This window comes from Bacillus oleivorans, from assembly GCF_900207585.1.
Taxonomy (GTDB): domain Bacteria; phylum Bacillota; class Bacilli; order Bacillales; family JC228; genus Bacillus_BF; species Bacillus_BF oleivorans.
Genome location: NZ_OAOP01000012.1, coordinates 1 through 14,872 on the forward strand (window position 1 = coordinate 1; position 14,872 = coordinate 14,872).

Genomic DNA, 14,872 nt, shown 5'->3' on the forward strand with positions numbered 1-14,872 from the left:
AACTGCTTCTATTTTTTCCTCTATGTTAAATTTAGACATATAAAAACTGCACCTCCAATTGTTAGTTGTGTGTCTAACAATTGGGGTGCAGTTCAATTTTTGGTGGTTTTTTTGTACATAGGTAATGGGTAAAAGGATGAATATCGATTGTAGGAATGATCGATCACCTTTTATAATAAAAGGAATGAAGGTTTAGTTATTACGACTTAGGAGGAGCAAAATTTGACATTGCAAACGGAAAATATTCGGATCATTCCACTCGGGGGAGTTGGAGAAGTCGGGAAAAATATGTATGTCGTTGAGGTCCAGGATCAGCTTTTTATTTTGGACGCCGGCATCATGCTGCCAGAAACGGAAATGTTCGGGATTGATATTGTTATTCCTGACATGAATTACATAATCGAAAATCAGGATCGAGTGAAAGCGATTCTTTTGTCACATGGACATGAGGACCATATTGGTGCCCTTCCATACTTACTTAGACATGTAAAGGCTCCAGTTTATGGTACCAAACTGACCATTGCATATGCAAAAACTCTTGTAAAAGAGATCGGAGTCAAAGGTACTGTAAAATTTTTTGAAATTAATAATCAAAAAACATTAAAGTTTGATGACGTTTCTGTCTCCTTTTTTAGAACGAATCACACGATTCCTGATTCGGTTGGAATTTGTATCCATACTTCATTGGGAACAGTGGTTTATACGGGTGACTTTAAATTTGATCAGTCTGCATCGAAATGGTATCGAAGTGATTTAGGAAAAATGGCGCAAATTGGCCAAAAAGGAGTCCTTTGTCTGTTATCGGACAGCATGCAGGCTGAAACACCAGGGTATACCACTTCCGACTCCTATTTATATAAAGAATTGTCACATTCCATGCAAGTTTCAGATGGGAGAATCGTGGCTGGCTGCTATTCGTCAGATTTGATTCGGATCCAGCAGGTTTTGGGTGCAGCAGCCGAAAATAATCGCAGGGTTATTATTACAGGCAAGAATGTGAAATCTAATTTAGATCTGGCCATCAGTTTAGGGTATATACAGTTGGAGGAAGAGTGTTTGATCGATTCATCAGAAATAAATGACTATGCTGACCATGAACTTGTCTTTTTAGTAACGGGCAGTCACGGAGATCTATTTGAGACTTTGCAAAAAATGGCCACTGGCCAAAATCGTACTCTCCAGATTCAAGCTAATGATACAGTCCTTCTTTCCACCCATGTTCCAATGGGCGGTGAGGTTTTCTTATTTAAAACAATGGATGTGCTGAGCAGGGCTGGGGCAACGGTTCGTTCATCGCATAAGCTTTTGCATGGAGACGGACATGGCAGTCAGGAAGACTTAAAGCTTATGCTTAATCTAATGAAGCCTAAATTTTTTATACCAATCCGCGGGGAATTCAAATCGCTTTTCGCTCATGCCAATTTGGCTCGGGAATTAGGGGTAGAAAGTGAAAATATTGTGATTCCTGACCGCGGTGATGTAATTGAATTAAGTGAAAACGGGATTGAGCAGGCAGATAAGGTGACTGCAGGAAATGTTTTAATTGACGGCAGCGGTGTTGGTGACATTGGCAATATTGTATTAAGAGACCGGAAGCTTTTATCCCAGGATGGCATCTTTATTGTGGTTGTGACGATTAACAAAACGAAAAGAAGTATCGTTTCTGGCCCTGAAATTATTTCGCGCGGCTTTGTATATGTGAGAGAGTCAGAAAGGCTAATGGAAGATTCAACTGCAAAAGTAAAAGAAATTGTAGAAAAAATCTTGCAGGACTCAGGATCGATTGATTGGGCATTATTAAAGCAAAACATTCGAGACCAGCTCCATTTTTATTTATTCGAACAAACAAAGAGACGTCCGATGATCCTTCCGATCATCATGGAGATTTAATTTAATAATTGTGTTGCAGCCCCTTCTCATGAAAGGTTTTGGCTTAGGAAGAATGATTTTCTGCAGTCCGTTCATACTATTCTTAAAGCCTTTGATGAAAGGGGATTTTTTTATGCACTCGAATGAGCAAGAAGAGCGTGAAGGACAAAAGGACGAACCGAAATCATCTGCATTAATTGATAAAATTCAGCAGCTTGGACAAACCAATGTTCCGACAATGGCACAGGATACAAATATCCATTGCCTCACGATTGTCGGTCAGATTGAAGGGCATATGCAGCTTCCTCCACAAAATAAAACAACGAAATATGAACATTTAATCCCACAGATTGTGGCTATTGAACAAAACCCTAAAATAGAAGGATTGCTGGTTATTTTGAATACAGTTGGCGGAGATGTGGAAGCAGGTCTTGCGATTGCAGAAATGCTTGCTTCCCTTTCAAAACCGACTGTTTCCCTAGTGCTGGGAGGGGGACATTCAATCGGAGTTCCCATTGCTGTAGCATGTAATTATAGTTTTATCGCGGAAACGGCTACTATGACAATCCACCCTGTTCGGTTAACTGGCCTTGTTATCGGTGTACCGCAAACATTTGAATACCTGGATAAGATGCAAGAGCGAGTCGTAAGTTTTGTTACACGTCATTCTAACGTGACAGAGGAAAAGTTTAAAGATTTAATGTTTGCAAAAGGGAACTTAACGCGCGATATCGGAACGAATGTTGTGGGTAAAGAAGCGGTGGAATACGGTTTGATTGATGCATCTGGCGGAGTTGGTGCTGCACTAGAGAAATTAAATGAATTGATTGAGCAGAAAAAGGATTCCAAAGAAGAAGGGCTCGTTCAATGATTTTATACACGATCGTCCCGCATGATCAAATATTTCCGACTGATCAAGCCGTATATTCCGCACAAAAATTAATCGAATATAATGGAATTCCTGTGCTAGTGGAGCAGGAAGAAGACCATTCATTTCGAATAGTTAAAGTAGTAAGCAGTGATCCTAATCATTTTTTACGAGAAGATTGCTGTCCGGGTACAAAAATATCGTTTTTTTCCTCAGGGAGCTAACAACTATGATATAATGAACATCTAAGAAGCAGCCAATAATTGGCTGCTTCTTTACCCATGACAGTTGGTAAGCTTTAAGGGAATAGGTGAAGAAAATGTCAAAAAAGAAAAAACGCAGAAGTTCTCAGAGAAAGGAAATAAAACGAACGATTCAGTATGAAATTGCCGCCCTCATTTTGCTGGCTTTAACGATTGTCGCTGCGCTAGAGCTGGGCGTCATTGGAAATGCAATTATTTTTGTTTTTCGCTTTTTCTTTGGTGAATGGTACATATTGCTGTTATTAGCTTCCATATCATTAAGCTTTTATTTTATGTGGAAACGAGAATGGCCATATCTTTTTGGAAGAAGGTTGCTAGGAATCTATTTAATAACCTGTTCTCTGCTTTTATTAAGTCACGTTACTTTATTTGAATTGCTTATATCAGAAAATAATCTGCAGCAGCCAAGTGTGATTGCGAATACTTGGGAGTTATTTTGGCTCGATGTGAATGGCGAGACATCTACTCATGATCTTGGCGGAGGAATGATTGGAGCGTTTCTCTTTGCTTTTTCCTACTTTCTGGTCGAAGATTTAGGGACAAAAATTGTGGCCTATATCATCATTTTGATTGGACTGGCTTTGCTTACAGGCAAAACATTCGGGGATTTATTTGGGAAAGGGATTGAACGAACCGGTCAATTTTTTAAAAAGCAATGGGCAACCTTTAGAAATGACCTGTCTCAATTTAAAGAAAAAAGAAGAGAAAAGAAAGAACAGCAGCAGTCTTTGCAGGAACGGATAGAAATATTAGATCCTATTGATGAAGACGAAGACGGTTTAGCAGCACTGAGAGAAGAACCAATCATATCTAATTTTGCAGAAAGAGCCTACAAACATAATCAAAAATCCTCTGCATCTATAGGAAGCGAAAAGAAATCGCGAAATAATGATGCAGATTTATTAGAAGATCAAGAAGGACCTTCGATTCAATTTACGGAAGTTGAAAACAAGGATTATCAACTGCCGCCATTGCACCTGTTACGGATGCCAAAACAGTCAGATCAAAGCGGAGAATATGAATTTGTTCACGCTAATGCAGCCAAGCTCGAAAGAACCTTTCAAAGCTTTGGCGTAAAGGCAAAAGTGACACAAGTACATATTGGTCCAGCTGTTACTAAATATGAAGTTCATCCCGATATCGGGGTAAAGGTAAGCAAAATTGTCAATTTATCTGATGATTTGGCATTGGCTTTAGCAGCTAAAGATATTCGTATCGAAGCCCCAATCCCTGGAAAATCAGCAATAGGAATTGAAGTTCCTAATTCTGAAGTGGCAATGGTTAGCTTACGAGAAGTATTGGATGCAACGATTGATGTTAAACCTGAATCAAAGCTTCTGATTGCATTAGGCCGAGACATAACCGGTGAAGCGGTTTATGCCGAATTAAATAAAATGCCCCATTTATTAGTTGCCGGTGCTACCGGATCAGGAAAGAGCGTTTGTATTAACGGGATTATTACCAGTATATTAATGCGGGCGAAACCGCATGAAGTTAAATTAATGATGATTGACCCGAAAATGGTAGAATTAAATGTCTATAATGGCATTCCGCACCTGCTGGCTCCGGTTGTGACAGATGCTAAAAAAGCATCGCAAGCCCTGAAAAAAGTCGTAAGCGAGATGGAAAGACGCTACGAGCTATTCTCACACACCGGTACCCGAAATATTGAAGGGTATAATGAACTGGTTAAAAAACAAAACGCGGACCGTGAAGAAAAGCAGCCATTACTCCCTTATATTGTTGTGCTAGTGGACGAGCTTGCAGACTTAATGATGGTTGCTTCCAACGATGTCGAGGATTCAATTACGAGACTGGCGCAAATGGCTCGTGCTGCCGGGATTCATTTGATTATTGCCACCCAGCGGCCGTCCGTTGATGTTATTACAGGAGTAATCAAAGCTAATATCCCGTCAAGGATTGCTTTTGCTGTATCGTCCCAAACAGACTCGAGAACAATCTTGGATATGGGTGGAGCAGAGAAGCTGCTAGGTCGCGGGGACATGCTCTTTCTGCCTGTTGGGGCAGCCAAACCGACCCGGATTCAAGGAGCCTTTATGTCGGATGAGGAAGTAGAAGAAGTTGTCAATTTCGTTATTTCTCAACAAAAAGCGCAATACAATGAAGACATGATTCCTGAAGATATTATCGAAGAACATGAAGATGTAGATGATGAGCTTTATGAAGATGCGGTTGATTTAGTAATTGAGATGCAAACGGCTTCCGTATCGATGCTGCAAAGGCGGTTTCGGATTGGCTATACGCGCGCTGCACGGTTAATTGACGAAATGGAGGTTCGCGGAATTGTCGGTCCTTATGAAGGCAGTAAACCGCGCGCCGTTTTAGTATCAAAAACGAACGATGAGGCAACTCCTTCTTAAAAAAGTTCGGCTGTCTGCTTATTTGGTAACATGCACCATTCCTTGCTTGAAAGATTGCAAATGGGCATAAAACCAAGGGAGACAGCCGTTTCTATTTATGTAAAAACTCTAATTTTTTAATATTTCTTGCTTTTAACCATATTCTTTTATTCGACAATTTTTTAATTATCCTATTTATTTATATGTAAAAAGTATGTTATATTATTTTCGATTAGTAGAACTTTGAATTTAAAATAATAGTGATAGCGGAGGGGCACTATGTCTATGGAGCCCGATCATGGTCACCTTTACTTACAGGTGATTGATAGGCTAAAAAAACGTATTGAAGAAGGTACATATCGAGAAAAGGAGCGTTTACCTTCCGAGTTTGACCTGGCTAAAGATTTAGGAGTCAGCCGAGCAACACTCAGGGAGGCTCTTCGTGTGTTAGAGGAGGAAAATGCAGTAGTCCGAAGACACGGAGTAGGTACATTCGTTGCTCCAAAGCCACTGCTTAATTCAGGGATCGAACAGCTACATAGTGTCACAGGCATGATTAAAAATGCTGGTCTCCGTCCGAGAACTATTTTTTTAAATTCTAGTGAAATTGGCTCGACAGAAGAAGACAAAAATCGCTTTATGATAACCGATCAGGATGAACTGCTATTAGTTGAAAGAGTTCTGACAGCAAATGGGGAACCGATTGTATATTGTCTAGATAAAATTCCAAAATATATCTTAAAGGAACCATTTGCTCTTAATCAGGATTCGATTTTTAATTTAATAGAGGAAAAAGCGAAATGCAGGATTGCCTACGCTGTGTCAGAAATTGAACCAGTCGGCTATCATGAAAAGATTTCTCCTCTGTTAAATTGCGATCCTGAAATCGCATTGCTTTTGCTGAAGCAGCTTCATTATGACGAGGCGGAGCGTCCTGTCCTTTATTCTGTCAACTACTTTAGAGCCGATGCTTTTCGTTTCCAGGTTGTCCGCCGCCGCAATTTATTCGGCGGAGCTAACAGTTTAAAGAAACAGTAGATGACTGGAAAAATATTTAAAGGAAAAATTAGAAGGGGGTTTTAAAAGAATGAAAAAGCTTAAGTTTGGTTTTATCCTTTCACTTGTATTAGCTTTGGGAACTTTCCTCGCTGCCTGCGGTAATGCTGGAGAAGAGGGAGAAGAAGGAACTGGCGGTAATAATGCAGGCGGTGGCGCTGAAAATGCCGGTGATTTCACAGTAGCAATGGTAACTGATGTCGGCGGTGTAGATGACAAATCCTTTAACCAATCAGCTTGGGAAGGTCTTCAAGCATTTGGGGCAGAGCAAGGACTTGAACAAGGTACAAATGGTTACCACTACCTTCAATCAAAAGGTAATGCTGACTATGCAACAAACTTAAATACACTTGTTCGCGGTAATTTTGATTTAATTTACGGAATTGGATTCCTGCTTGCAAATGACGTAGCAAAAGTAGCAGAACAAAATCCTGATAACCAATTTGCGATTGTGGACAGTGTGGTTGAAGCTGACAACGTAGCGAGCATCGTGTTTAAAGAAGAACAAGGTTCATTCTTAGTTGGGGTTGTTGCCGGTTTAACGACTAAAACCAACAAAATCGGTTTCGTTGGCGGAGTTGACAGTGATCTTATTAACAAGTTCGAATTTGGATTCCGTGCTGGAGTAAAAGCAGTCAACCCAGATGCTACAGTTGAAGTTAACTATGCTGGTGCATTTGACAAGCCTGACCAAGGTATTTCAATTGCTTCTGCTATGTATGGTTCTGGCATTGACGTTATTTATCATGCTTCTGGTGCAACAGGAAACGGTGTATTTACAACGGCAAAAGATATTAAAATCAATGACCCTGAGCGTGAAATTTGGGTAATTGGCGTTGATAAAGACCAAGCTCCTGAAGGTGAATTAACGCTAGATAACGGTGAAACTGTAAACGTAACATTAACTTCAATGATTAAACGTGTAGACGTAGCTGTTAAAGACGTTGCTGAAAGAGCAATGAATGGTGAATTCCCTGGCGGAGAAATCGTAGAATATGGAATTGAGGAAAATGGTATCGGAATTTCTGAAACTCAAGACAATCTATCTGAAGATGTACTAACAGCTGTTGAGGAATGGCAACAAAAAATCCTTGATGGAGAAATAACAGTTCCTGCTACAGAAGAGGAATTCAATAACTTCGAATTGTAATTGGGAAAAGGCCGGATTACCGGCCTTTTCTTCTGAATAAAGACCCCTTATTACTTTGATCAAAGGCTTTTATTTAGGGAAACGATAAAGCCCTTTGATTAGAGTAATATAAATTCACAATCCAATTGATAGGAATAAGGAAAAATACGGAGGAGTGAAACTTAGTGGAGTATATTATTGAAATGCTCAATATTCGGAAAGAATTTCCTGGCATTGTTGCAAATGATAATGTAACACTCCAAGTCAAACCAGGAGAGATACATGCATTGCTAGGGGAAAATGGTGCGGGTAAATCCACATTAATGAATGTGTTATTCGGACTATATCAGCCAGAGCAAGGCGAAATCCGTGTCCGGGGTCATAAAGCTGATATAACCAGCCCTAATGTGGCAAACGATCTAGGAATCGGAATGGTGCATCAGCACTTTATGCTTGTCGATGATTTTACAGTTACGGAAAATATTATTTTAGGAAATGAGCCAACGGTCGGCAAAGCTTTTAATAATAAAAAGTTTGCAAGAAAAAAGGTACAAGAAATTTCGGAGCAATACGGATTAAAGGTTGATCCAGATGCAAAGATTTCAGATATTTCAGTTGGAATGCAGCAAAGGGTAGAAATTCTAAAAACGCTATACCGCGGCGCAGAAATTCTTATTTTTGATGAGCCGACGGCTGTTCTGACACCACAAGAGATTACGGATCTTATCCAAATTATGAAAAACCTGATTAAAGAAGGTAAATCGATCATTCTCATTACACACAAGCTGAAAGAAATTATGTCTGTGTGTGATCGTGTAACCGTTATCCGTAAAGGTGTCGGAATTGGTACTTTAAATGTTTCTGAGACCAACCCAAATGAACTGGCAAGTTTAATGGTTGGCCGTGATATTGTCTTTAAAACCGACAAGAAGGATGCGCAGCCAAAAGATGTCGTGTTTTCAATTGAAAAGTTAGTGGTAAAGGATTCTCGCGGTTTTAATGCTGTGAATCAGCTATCCCTTGAGGTGAGAGCCGGAGAAATCGTTGGGATTGCGGGTGTCGACGGGAATGGGCAGACTGAATTAATTGAAGCTATTACGGGTTTGCGTAAGATTGAATCAGGCTCCATTACATTAAACGGAAAACGAATTGATAACTTAAAGCCAAGAAAAATTACGGAGTCTGGAGTAGGACATATTCCGCAAGACCGTCATAAGCATGGACTGGTTCTAGACTACTCCGTCGGAGAAAACATGGTGCTGCAAACCTACTACCAGCAGCCTTTTTCCAAAAAGGGAATTCTTGACTTTAAAGAGATTTTCAAAAAAGCTAATCAGTTAATTGAAGAGTTTGATGTCAGAACTCCTTCTGCATATACGCCTGCGCGTGCCCTCTCTGGGGGAAATCAGCAAAAGGCCATTATTGGACGTGAAGTAGACCGAAACCCGGATCTTTTAATTGCTGCTCAGCCGACACGCGGATTAGATGTAGGAGCGATTGAGTTTATCCATCAGCGTTTGATTGAGCAAAGAGATGCAGAGAAAGCCGTTCTCCTCATTTCCTTTGAATTAGATGAAATTATGAATGTTAGTGACAGAATTGCTGTTATTTATGAAGGCAGTATTATTGCCATTGTCGATCCAAAGCAAACATCTGAACAAGAACTGGGATTATTAATGGCCGGAAGTAAGGTTAAGGCAGGTGAACAAAAGCATGAGTAATAAAGAAAAAACGAATAAATCGAACCGGAAGTTCACGCCAATTGCGATTCCGGTAATAGCCGTTATCATAGGACTTATTGCCGGGGCGATCATTATGGTTGCGACTGGATTTGATCCGATCGCTGCCTATCTTGCGCTTTGGTATGGATCTTTCGGGGATATTTATTACATCGGTGAAACGATTCGTCAAATGACCCCCTATGTATTTTCAGGTTTAGCAGTGGCGTTTGCATTCCGGACCGGACTATTTAATATCGGGGTTGAAGGTCAGCTTTTAGTAGGATGGGTTGCAGCCATCTGGTGCGGCTTAACCTTCGAAGGACTGCCTAAACTGATTCATTTACCATTAACGATCATCGTTGCCGCCTTGGCCGGTGCAATCTGGGCGTATTTGCCGGGGATATTAAAGGCAAAATACCGGATTTCCGAAGTTGTTGTAACGATTATGATGAACTATATTGCATTACATGCTACCAACGCATTTATCCGATCTGTATTAGCTGAAAATAGTGATTCTACCGAATATATCCCAGCTTCAGCTTCTCTGAGTTCTCCATTTTTACTGGAATTAACGGATTACTCAAGATTACACTGGGGAATTTTAATAGCATTGGCAGGAGCCTTCTTCGTGTGGTATCTCTTAGAAAAAACATCAAAAGGGTACGAGCTCAAAGCCGTTGGTTTTAACCAGCATGCTTCTCAATATGCGGGTATGAATGTCAACCGTAATATTGTCCTATCTATGGTTATCTCAGGAGGACTTGCAGGTCTGGCCGGAGCCATGGAGGGTCTTGGAACCTTTAACTATGCCTTTGTTCAATCAGCTTTTACGGGTATTGGGTTTGATGGGATCGCAGTAGCCTTGCTCGGAGGCAATACTGCCATCGGAGTTGTGATCGCAGCTCTATTATTTGGAGGCTTGAGCAATGGTGCCTTAACGATGCAAATGAATGCAATGGTGCCGACTGAACTTGTTGATATTATTGTTGCGCTAATTATATTCTTTGTAGGGTCAAGCTATTTAATCAAATGGTTATTTAATCGCCGTAAGAAGGAGGTGGAATAAGTGAGTTTCATGCAAGCCTTAGAAATTATCTTTCCAAGCATGATGGTTCTAGCTGCACCACTTATTCTTACAGCAATAGGCGGTGTTTTGTCAGAACGTGCAGGTGTTGTAAATATTGGTTTAGAAGGTCTTATGATCATCGGGGCATTTGCAGCCATTGTATTTAACTTAACGTTTCATGATGTGTTAGGTGACAAAACGAAATGGGTTGCCCTGCTAGTGGGGATGGTTGTAGGGGGAGTGTTCTCACTTTTACATGCACTTGCATCTATAACATTCCGGGCAGACCAAGTCATCAGTGGGGTGGCGATTAATCTATTAGCCTTAGGGATTGGTCTCTTTTATATTAAAAGTGTGTTTGGAAAAGGACAAACAGATCGGATCAGTGATCCATTCTACTCAACAAACATTCCATTTTTAAGCGATATTCCCATTATTGGTGATTTACTCTTTACAAAAGTATATTGGACTTCCTTTATTGCGATTGGACTCGCTATTATTGTTTGGATTGTTGTATACTACACTCCATTTGGTCTTCGTCTAAGAGCTGTCGGGGAGCACCCAATGGCAGCCGACACCATGGGGATCAATGTAACAAAAATGCGGTACTTAGCTGTGTTTTTAAGTGGACTTTTAGGAGGTCTTGGCGGAGCAGTTTTTGCACAAACAATCTCTCATGATTTTAGTCACGCAACCATTACCGGACAAGGCTTTATGGCAATTGCCGCCATGATATTCGGGAAATGGCATCCAATCGGTGCTGCAGGAGCCGCGATTTTCTTTGGTTTCGCCCAGTCATTAAGCCGAGTTGGCCCATCTCTCCCTTATATCGAAAATATTCCAGCTGTCATCCTGCTGATTGCACCATACGTGCTAACGATTATCGCATTAGCAGGTTTCATCGGCCGCTACGAAGGACCAAAAGCTTTAAATGTCCCTTATATTAAAGGAAAAAGATAAGATTTGTTTGCAGAGGTTAACTCCTATTATGGGGTTAGCCTTTTTTTTTTGGGGGTTTGTTAATTTTAAAAGAGTCTTTCGTGGGCCTATAATAGGAATTGGTTCGTGAGACTGCTCAAAAGTATATTTCACCAGGTCATAAATGGGAATTAGTTTGTGATTCCATCTATAAAAGACATTTTGTTCGTTTATAACAGGATTTGGTCCTTGAGACAGCTTATCAAGGCCATCTTATCCGCTCGTAAACCAAATTAGGTCTTTTAAACGCCTTCTAAAGGACTTTTGATCCCTTCATAAAAATGAATTGGTCCTTGAAACCCATTATTAAGGACCTTGTTTCTGTTCTTAAACAGGATTCGGTCCTTGAGACCTCTTATAAAAGATATTTCATCGGCTCCTGAACAGTGTCTAGTCTTTGATCCCCTGTAAGTAAAAGAAATTTCTTCTCCTATTATCTTTGAAGTCCTTTATGGAAGACCATCTTTCACTCATATTCTGTTATCTGTCTTGGCATTTGATCATGTTTTTTAATTAAATCGTGAAAATAACCAAACTCAGAAAGGTTTAAGCGAACTCAGATGTATTTAACCGAATTCAAAGGGTTTATAACCGACTCAGCCACGCGATGAACCGAACTGAGATTTGGATAACCGGACTCAGCCGTGCGATAACCGAACTCAGCCACGCCATACCGAACACAGAATTCGATAACCGAACTTAACCACCCAATAACCAATCACAACCATCCCAGCCACACCCCGCCAAACCCAATCTTCTCCACCAATTCCAAATACTTGTTTGAGGTTTGGCCAAAGATGTATAGTATAGTTACAAATTTCTTACACTATTTTTGAATGATAGATGAATGGAAGGACAGGAGGTTAATGAATGTCAGTCTTACATGAAGAGATTTTGGAAGGCAAAGGGTTTCGCCTGCATGTCGTGAAGGCAGACCAATTTAAAACAAATACACTAGTTTTTAAAATGAAAACCCCTTTAAATCGGGAGGATATTACGATTCGGGCTCTTTTACCTTATGTTTTGCAGGCGAGTACACAAAAATACCCGACCACCACTAAGCTGAGATCCTACCTCGATGAACTGTACGGTACGAGTCTATATGTGGATTTAGCCAAAAAAGGCGAATATCATGTCATTACCTTTTCGGTTGATATCGCTAATGAAAAATTTTTAAAGGATCAGACACCTCTACTTGAGAAAGCTTTTGAATTGCTTTCTGAGATCCTTTTAAAACCGCTTGTAATGAATGATGCGTTTGACAAGCAATCCGTTGAGCAGGAAAAACGGACATTAAAGCAGCGGATTCAGGCTGTTTATGATGATAAAATGCGGTATGCTGGCGTCCGATTAGTCGAGGAAATGTGTAAGGAGGAGCCTTATTCGCTGCCTTTGAACGGTTTTATAGAAGATGTGGACCCAATTACGCCAAGTTCCTTGTATCAGTATTACGCAAAGGCATTTACAGAAGATGAATTAGATCTGTTTGTTGTGGGTGATGTGGAAGTTGAGCGGGTCAAAGAATTTGCGGCGAAGTGGCTTCAATTCTCACAACGGGCTCCAAAATTAATTGAAAGGCGTACGAGTAACGAGCGCAGGGAAGTTAAAGAGGTCAAGGAACCGCAAAATGTCAAACAAGGGAAATTAAATATTGGCTACCGGACTCATATTTTTTATGGAGACGAAGACTACTATGCGCTTCAAGTCATGAATGGACTGCTCGGCGGATTTTCTCATTCGAAACTATTTATTAACGTCCGTGAGAAAGCAAGCCTCGCCTATTATGCAGCAAGCCGGCTCGAAAGCCATAAAGGGTTATTATTAATCATGACAGGAATTGATATGAAGAATTATGATCAGACCGTTTCGATTGTAAAAGAACAGGTTAACGCCATGCAAAACGGTGATTTTACTGAACAAGAAATAGATCAAACAAAGGCGGTTATTCGAAATCAAATGCTTGAAACGATTGATACACCAAGGGGAATGATCGAAGTTTTATATCACAACGTAGTCTCGAAGCAGACCGTTTTATTAAATGATTGGTTAGAAAAAACGGATCATGTATCAAAGGAGCAAATTGTGGAAACTGCGAAAAAACTAGAGCTGGATACGATCTACTTTTTAACGGGAAAGGAGCAAGCGTAGATGGAGAAGATACCGTTTCAACAGCTCAAAGAAGAGTTATATTACGAAAAGCTCGACAATGGGCTTGATGTCTACATTCTTCCAAAACAAGGGTTTAACAAAACGTATGCGACCTTTACCACCAATTATGGTTCGATTGACAATCATTTTGTCCCTCTTGGAAAACAGGAGTTTCGCAAGGTTCCAGATGGAATTGCACATTTCTTAGAGCATAAAATGTTTGAAAAAGAAGACGGTGATGTATTTCAGCAATTTAGTAGGCAAGGGGCATCAGCCAACGCGTTTACAACCTTTACTCGAACAGCCTATTTGTTTTCAAGTACCAGTAACGTCGAACAAAATCTCGAAACCTTAATCAATTTCGTGCAAGAGCCTTATTTTTCAGAGGAAACAGTCGAGAAAGAAAAAGGCATCATCGGCCAAGAGATTACCATGTATGATGATAATCCGGATTGGCGCTTATATTTCGGAGCGATTGAAAGCATGTACCACAATCATCCGGTAAAACTGGATATTGCCGGAACAATTGAGTCAATCGCAAAAATCACAAAAGATGATTTATATGAATGCTATGAGACCTTTTATCATCCTTCTAATATGCTTTTATTTGTAGTAGGTCCGGTCGATCCAAATGAGACACTCGTACTGATTAAAAACAATCAGGCGCAAAAAGAATACAAGGAACAGCCGCCGGTCCAACGAGAATTTGCGGAAGAACCCGATTCAATTTCGGAGAAAGTAAAAGTATTGCATATGAATGTTCAATCAGAAAAATGCATGGTTGGAGTTAAAGATCCGAAAACAGATTTAAAAGGTGAAGCCCTGCAAAAACACGAACAAACTGTTCAGGTGTTAATGGATATGCTCTTTGGTAAAAGCAGTGAAAACTATAAGTCTTTATATGAGCAAGGATTAATTGATGACTCGTTTTCCTATGATTATTCGCATGAACGCGGCTATGGCTTTGCCTTAGTCGGCAGTGATACAAAGGATGCAGATGCACTGTTGAAGGCATTGACAGATATTTTGCTGCAAGCGAAATCCGGAAACAACTTAACCGAAGAAGCCTTAAACCGGTCAAAGAAAAAGAAAATTGGCGGCTTCTTGCGGGCAATGAATTCACCAGAGTATATTGCTAACCAGTTTACCCGCTATCGGTTTAATGAAATGGACCTATTTACCGTGTTAAACGTTTTAGAATCGATTCAATTAAACGATATTAAACAGGTGGCAGCGGACCTTATAGATGAATCAAAAATTTCCGCCTGCCATGTTCTCCCGATGCAAAATGCCTAATAGTAGGTGTGCACCCTATGAAGAGAAACACTCTTTTTAGGGTGTTTTTTTGGTTATAATAGGAATATGATGAAAGCTGGTAGCGGGGTGGCGGCTGAGTTCTGAAAACGGTGCTGAG

11 protein-coding genes are annotated in these 14,872 nt (G+C 40.3%); all 11 read left to right on the top strand.

Going from position 1 to position 14,872, the window contains the following annotated elements; translation table 11 throughout:
* The first annotated feature begins 222 nt into the window (after nucleotides 1-222).
* The 11 genes from CRO56_RS20150 (at nucleotide 223) to yfmH (ending at nucleotide 14,754) form a co-directional block, all read left to right on the top strand.
* Nucleotides 223-1,890 (top strand): ribonuclease J, encoded by a 1,668-nt coding sequence (locus tag CRO56_RS20150; protein ID WP_097160433.1) that lies wholly within the window; start codon nucleotides 223-225, stop codon nucleotides 1,888-1,890.
* Nucleotides 1,891-2,002: 112 nt separating this feature from the next.
* Nucleotides 2,003-2,740, top strand: a complete 738-nt coding sequence (locus tag CRO56_RS20155) for a ClpP family protease (RefSeq protein WP_097160434.1) — start codon at nucleotides 2,003-2,005, stop codon at nucleotides 2,738-2,740.
* Complete coding sequence (locus CRO56_RS20160; protein WP_097160435.1) at nucleotides 2,737-2,961, top strand: YlzJ-like family protein; 225 nt, start codon at nucleotides 2,737-2,739, stop codon at nucleotides 2,959-2,961. The genes CRO56_RS20155 and CRO56_RS20160 overlap by 4 nt, the downstream gene beginning before the upstream one ends.
* Before the next feature lie 95 nt (nucleotides 2,962-3,056).
* Nucleotides 3,057-5,381, top strand: a complete 2,325-nt coding sequence (locus tag CRO56_RS20165; protein WP_097160436.1) for a DNA translocase FtsK — start codon at nucleotides 3,057-3,059, stop codon at nucleotides 5,379-5,381.
* A 258-nt stretch (nucleotides 5,382-5,639) separates the two neighbouring features.
* Nucleotides 5,640-6,398 carry a GntR family transcriptional regulator gene (locus CRO56_RS20170; RefSeq protein ID WP_097160437.1) on the top strand — a complete coding sequence of 253 codons (759 nt, stop codon included), beginning with the start codon at nucleotides 5,640-5,642 and terminating at the stop codon, nucleotides 6,396-6,398.
* 49 nt (nucleotides 6,399-6,447) lie between these two features.
* Complete coding sequence (locus tag CRO56_RS20175; RefSeq protein WP_097160438.1) at nucleotides 6,448-7,566, top strand: BMP family lipoprotein; 1,119 nt, start codon at nucleotides 6,448-6,450, stop codon at nucleotides 7,564-7,566.
* A gap of 164 nt (nucleotides 7,567-7,730) precedes the next feature.
* The gene (locus CRO56_RS20180; protein ID WP_097160439.1) at nucleotides 7,731-9,266 is read left to right on the top strand and encodes an ABC transporter ATP-binding protein; all 1,536 of its coding nucleotides are present in this window, start codon (nucleotides 7,731-7,733) and stop codon (nucleotides 9,264-9,266) included.
* Nucleotides 9,259-10,332 carry an ABC transporter permease gene (locus CRO56_RS20185; protein ID WP_097160440.1) on the top strand — a complete coding sequence of 358 codons (1,074 nt, stop codon included), beginning with the start codon at nucleotides 9,259-9,261 and terminating at the stop codon, nucleotides 10,330-10,332. Before CRO56_RS20180 ends, CRO56_RS20185 begins: the two co-directional genes overlap by 8 nt.
* A 9-nt stretch (nucleotides 10,333-10,341) precedes the next feature.
* A complete protein-coding gene (locus CRO56_RS20190; RefSeq protein ID WP_097160553.1) occupies nucleotides 10,342-11,292 on the top strand; it encodes an ABC transporter permease in 951 nt (316 codons plus the stop codon).
* Between the two features lie 888 nt (nucleotides 11,293-12,180).
* Nucleotides 12,181-13,458 (top strand): EF-P 5-aminopentanol modification-associated protein YfmF, encoded by a 1,278-nt coding sequence (yfmF, locus tag CRO56_RS20195; RefSeq protein ID WP_097160441.1) that lies wholly within the window; start codon nucleotides 12,181-12,183, stop codon nucleotides 13,456-13,458.
* On the top strand, nucleotides 13,459-14,754 hold the full coding sequence (yfmH, locus tag CRO56_RS20200; RefSeq protein WP_097160442.1) for an EF-P 5-aminopentanol modification-associated protein YfmH: 1,296 nt from the start codon (nucleotides 13,459-13,461) through the stop codon (nucleotides 14,752-14,754).
* The last annotated feature ends 118 nt before the right edge of the window (nucleotides 14,755-14,872 follow it).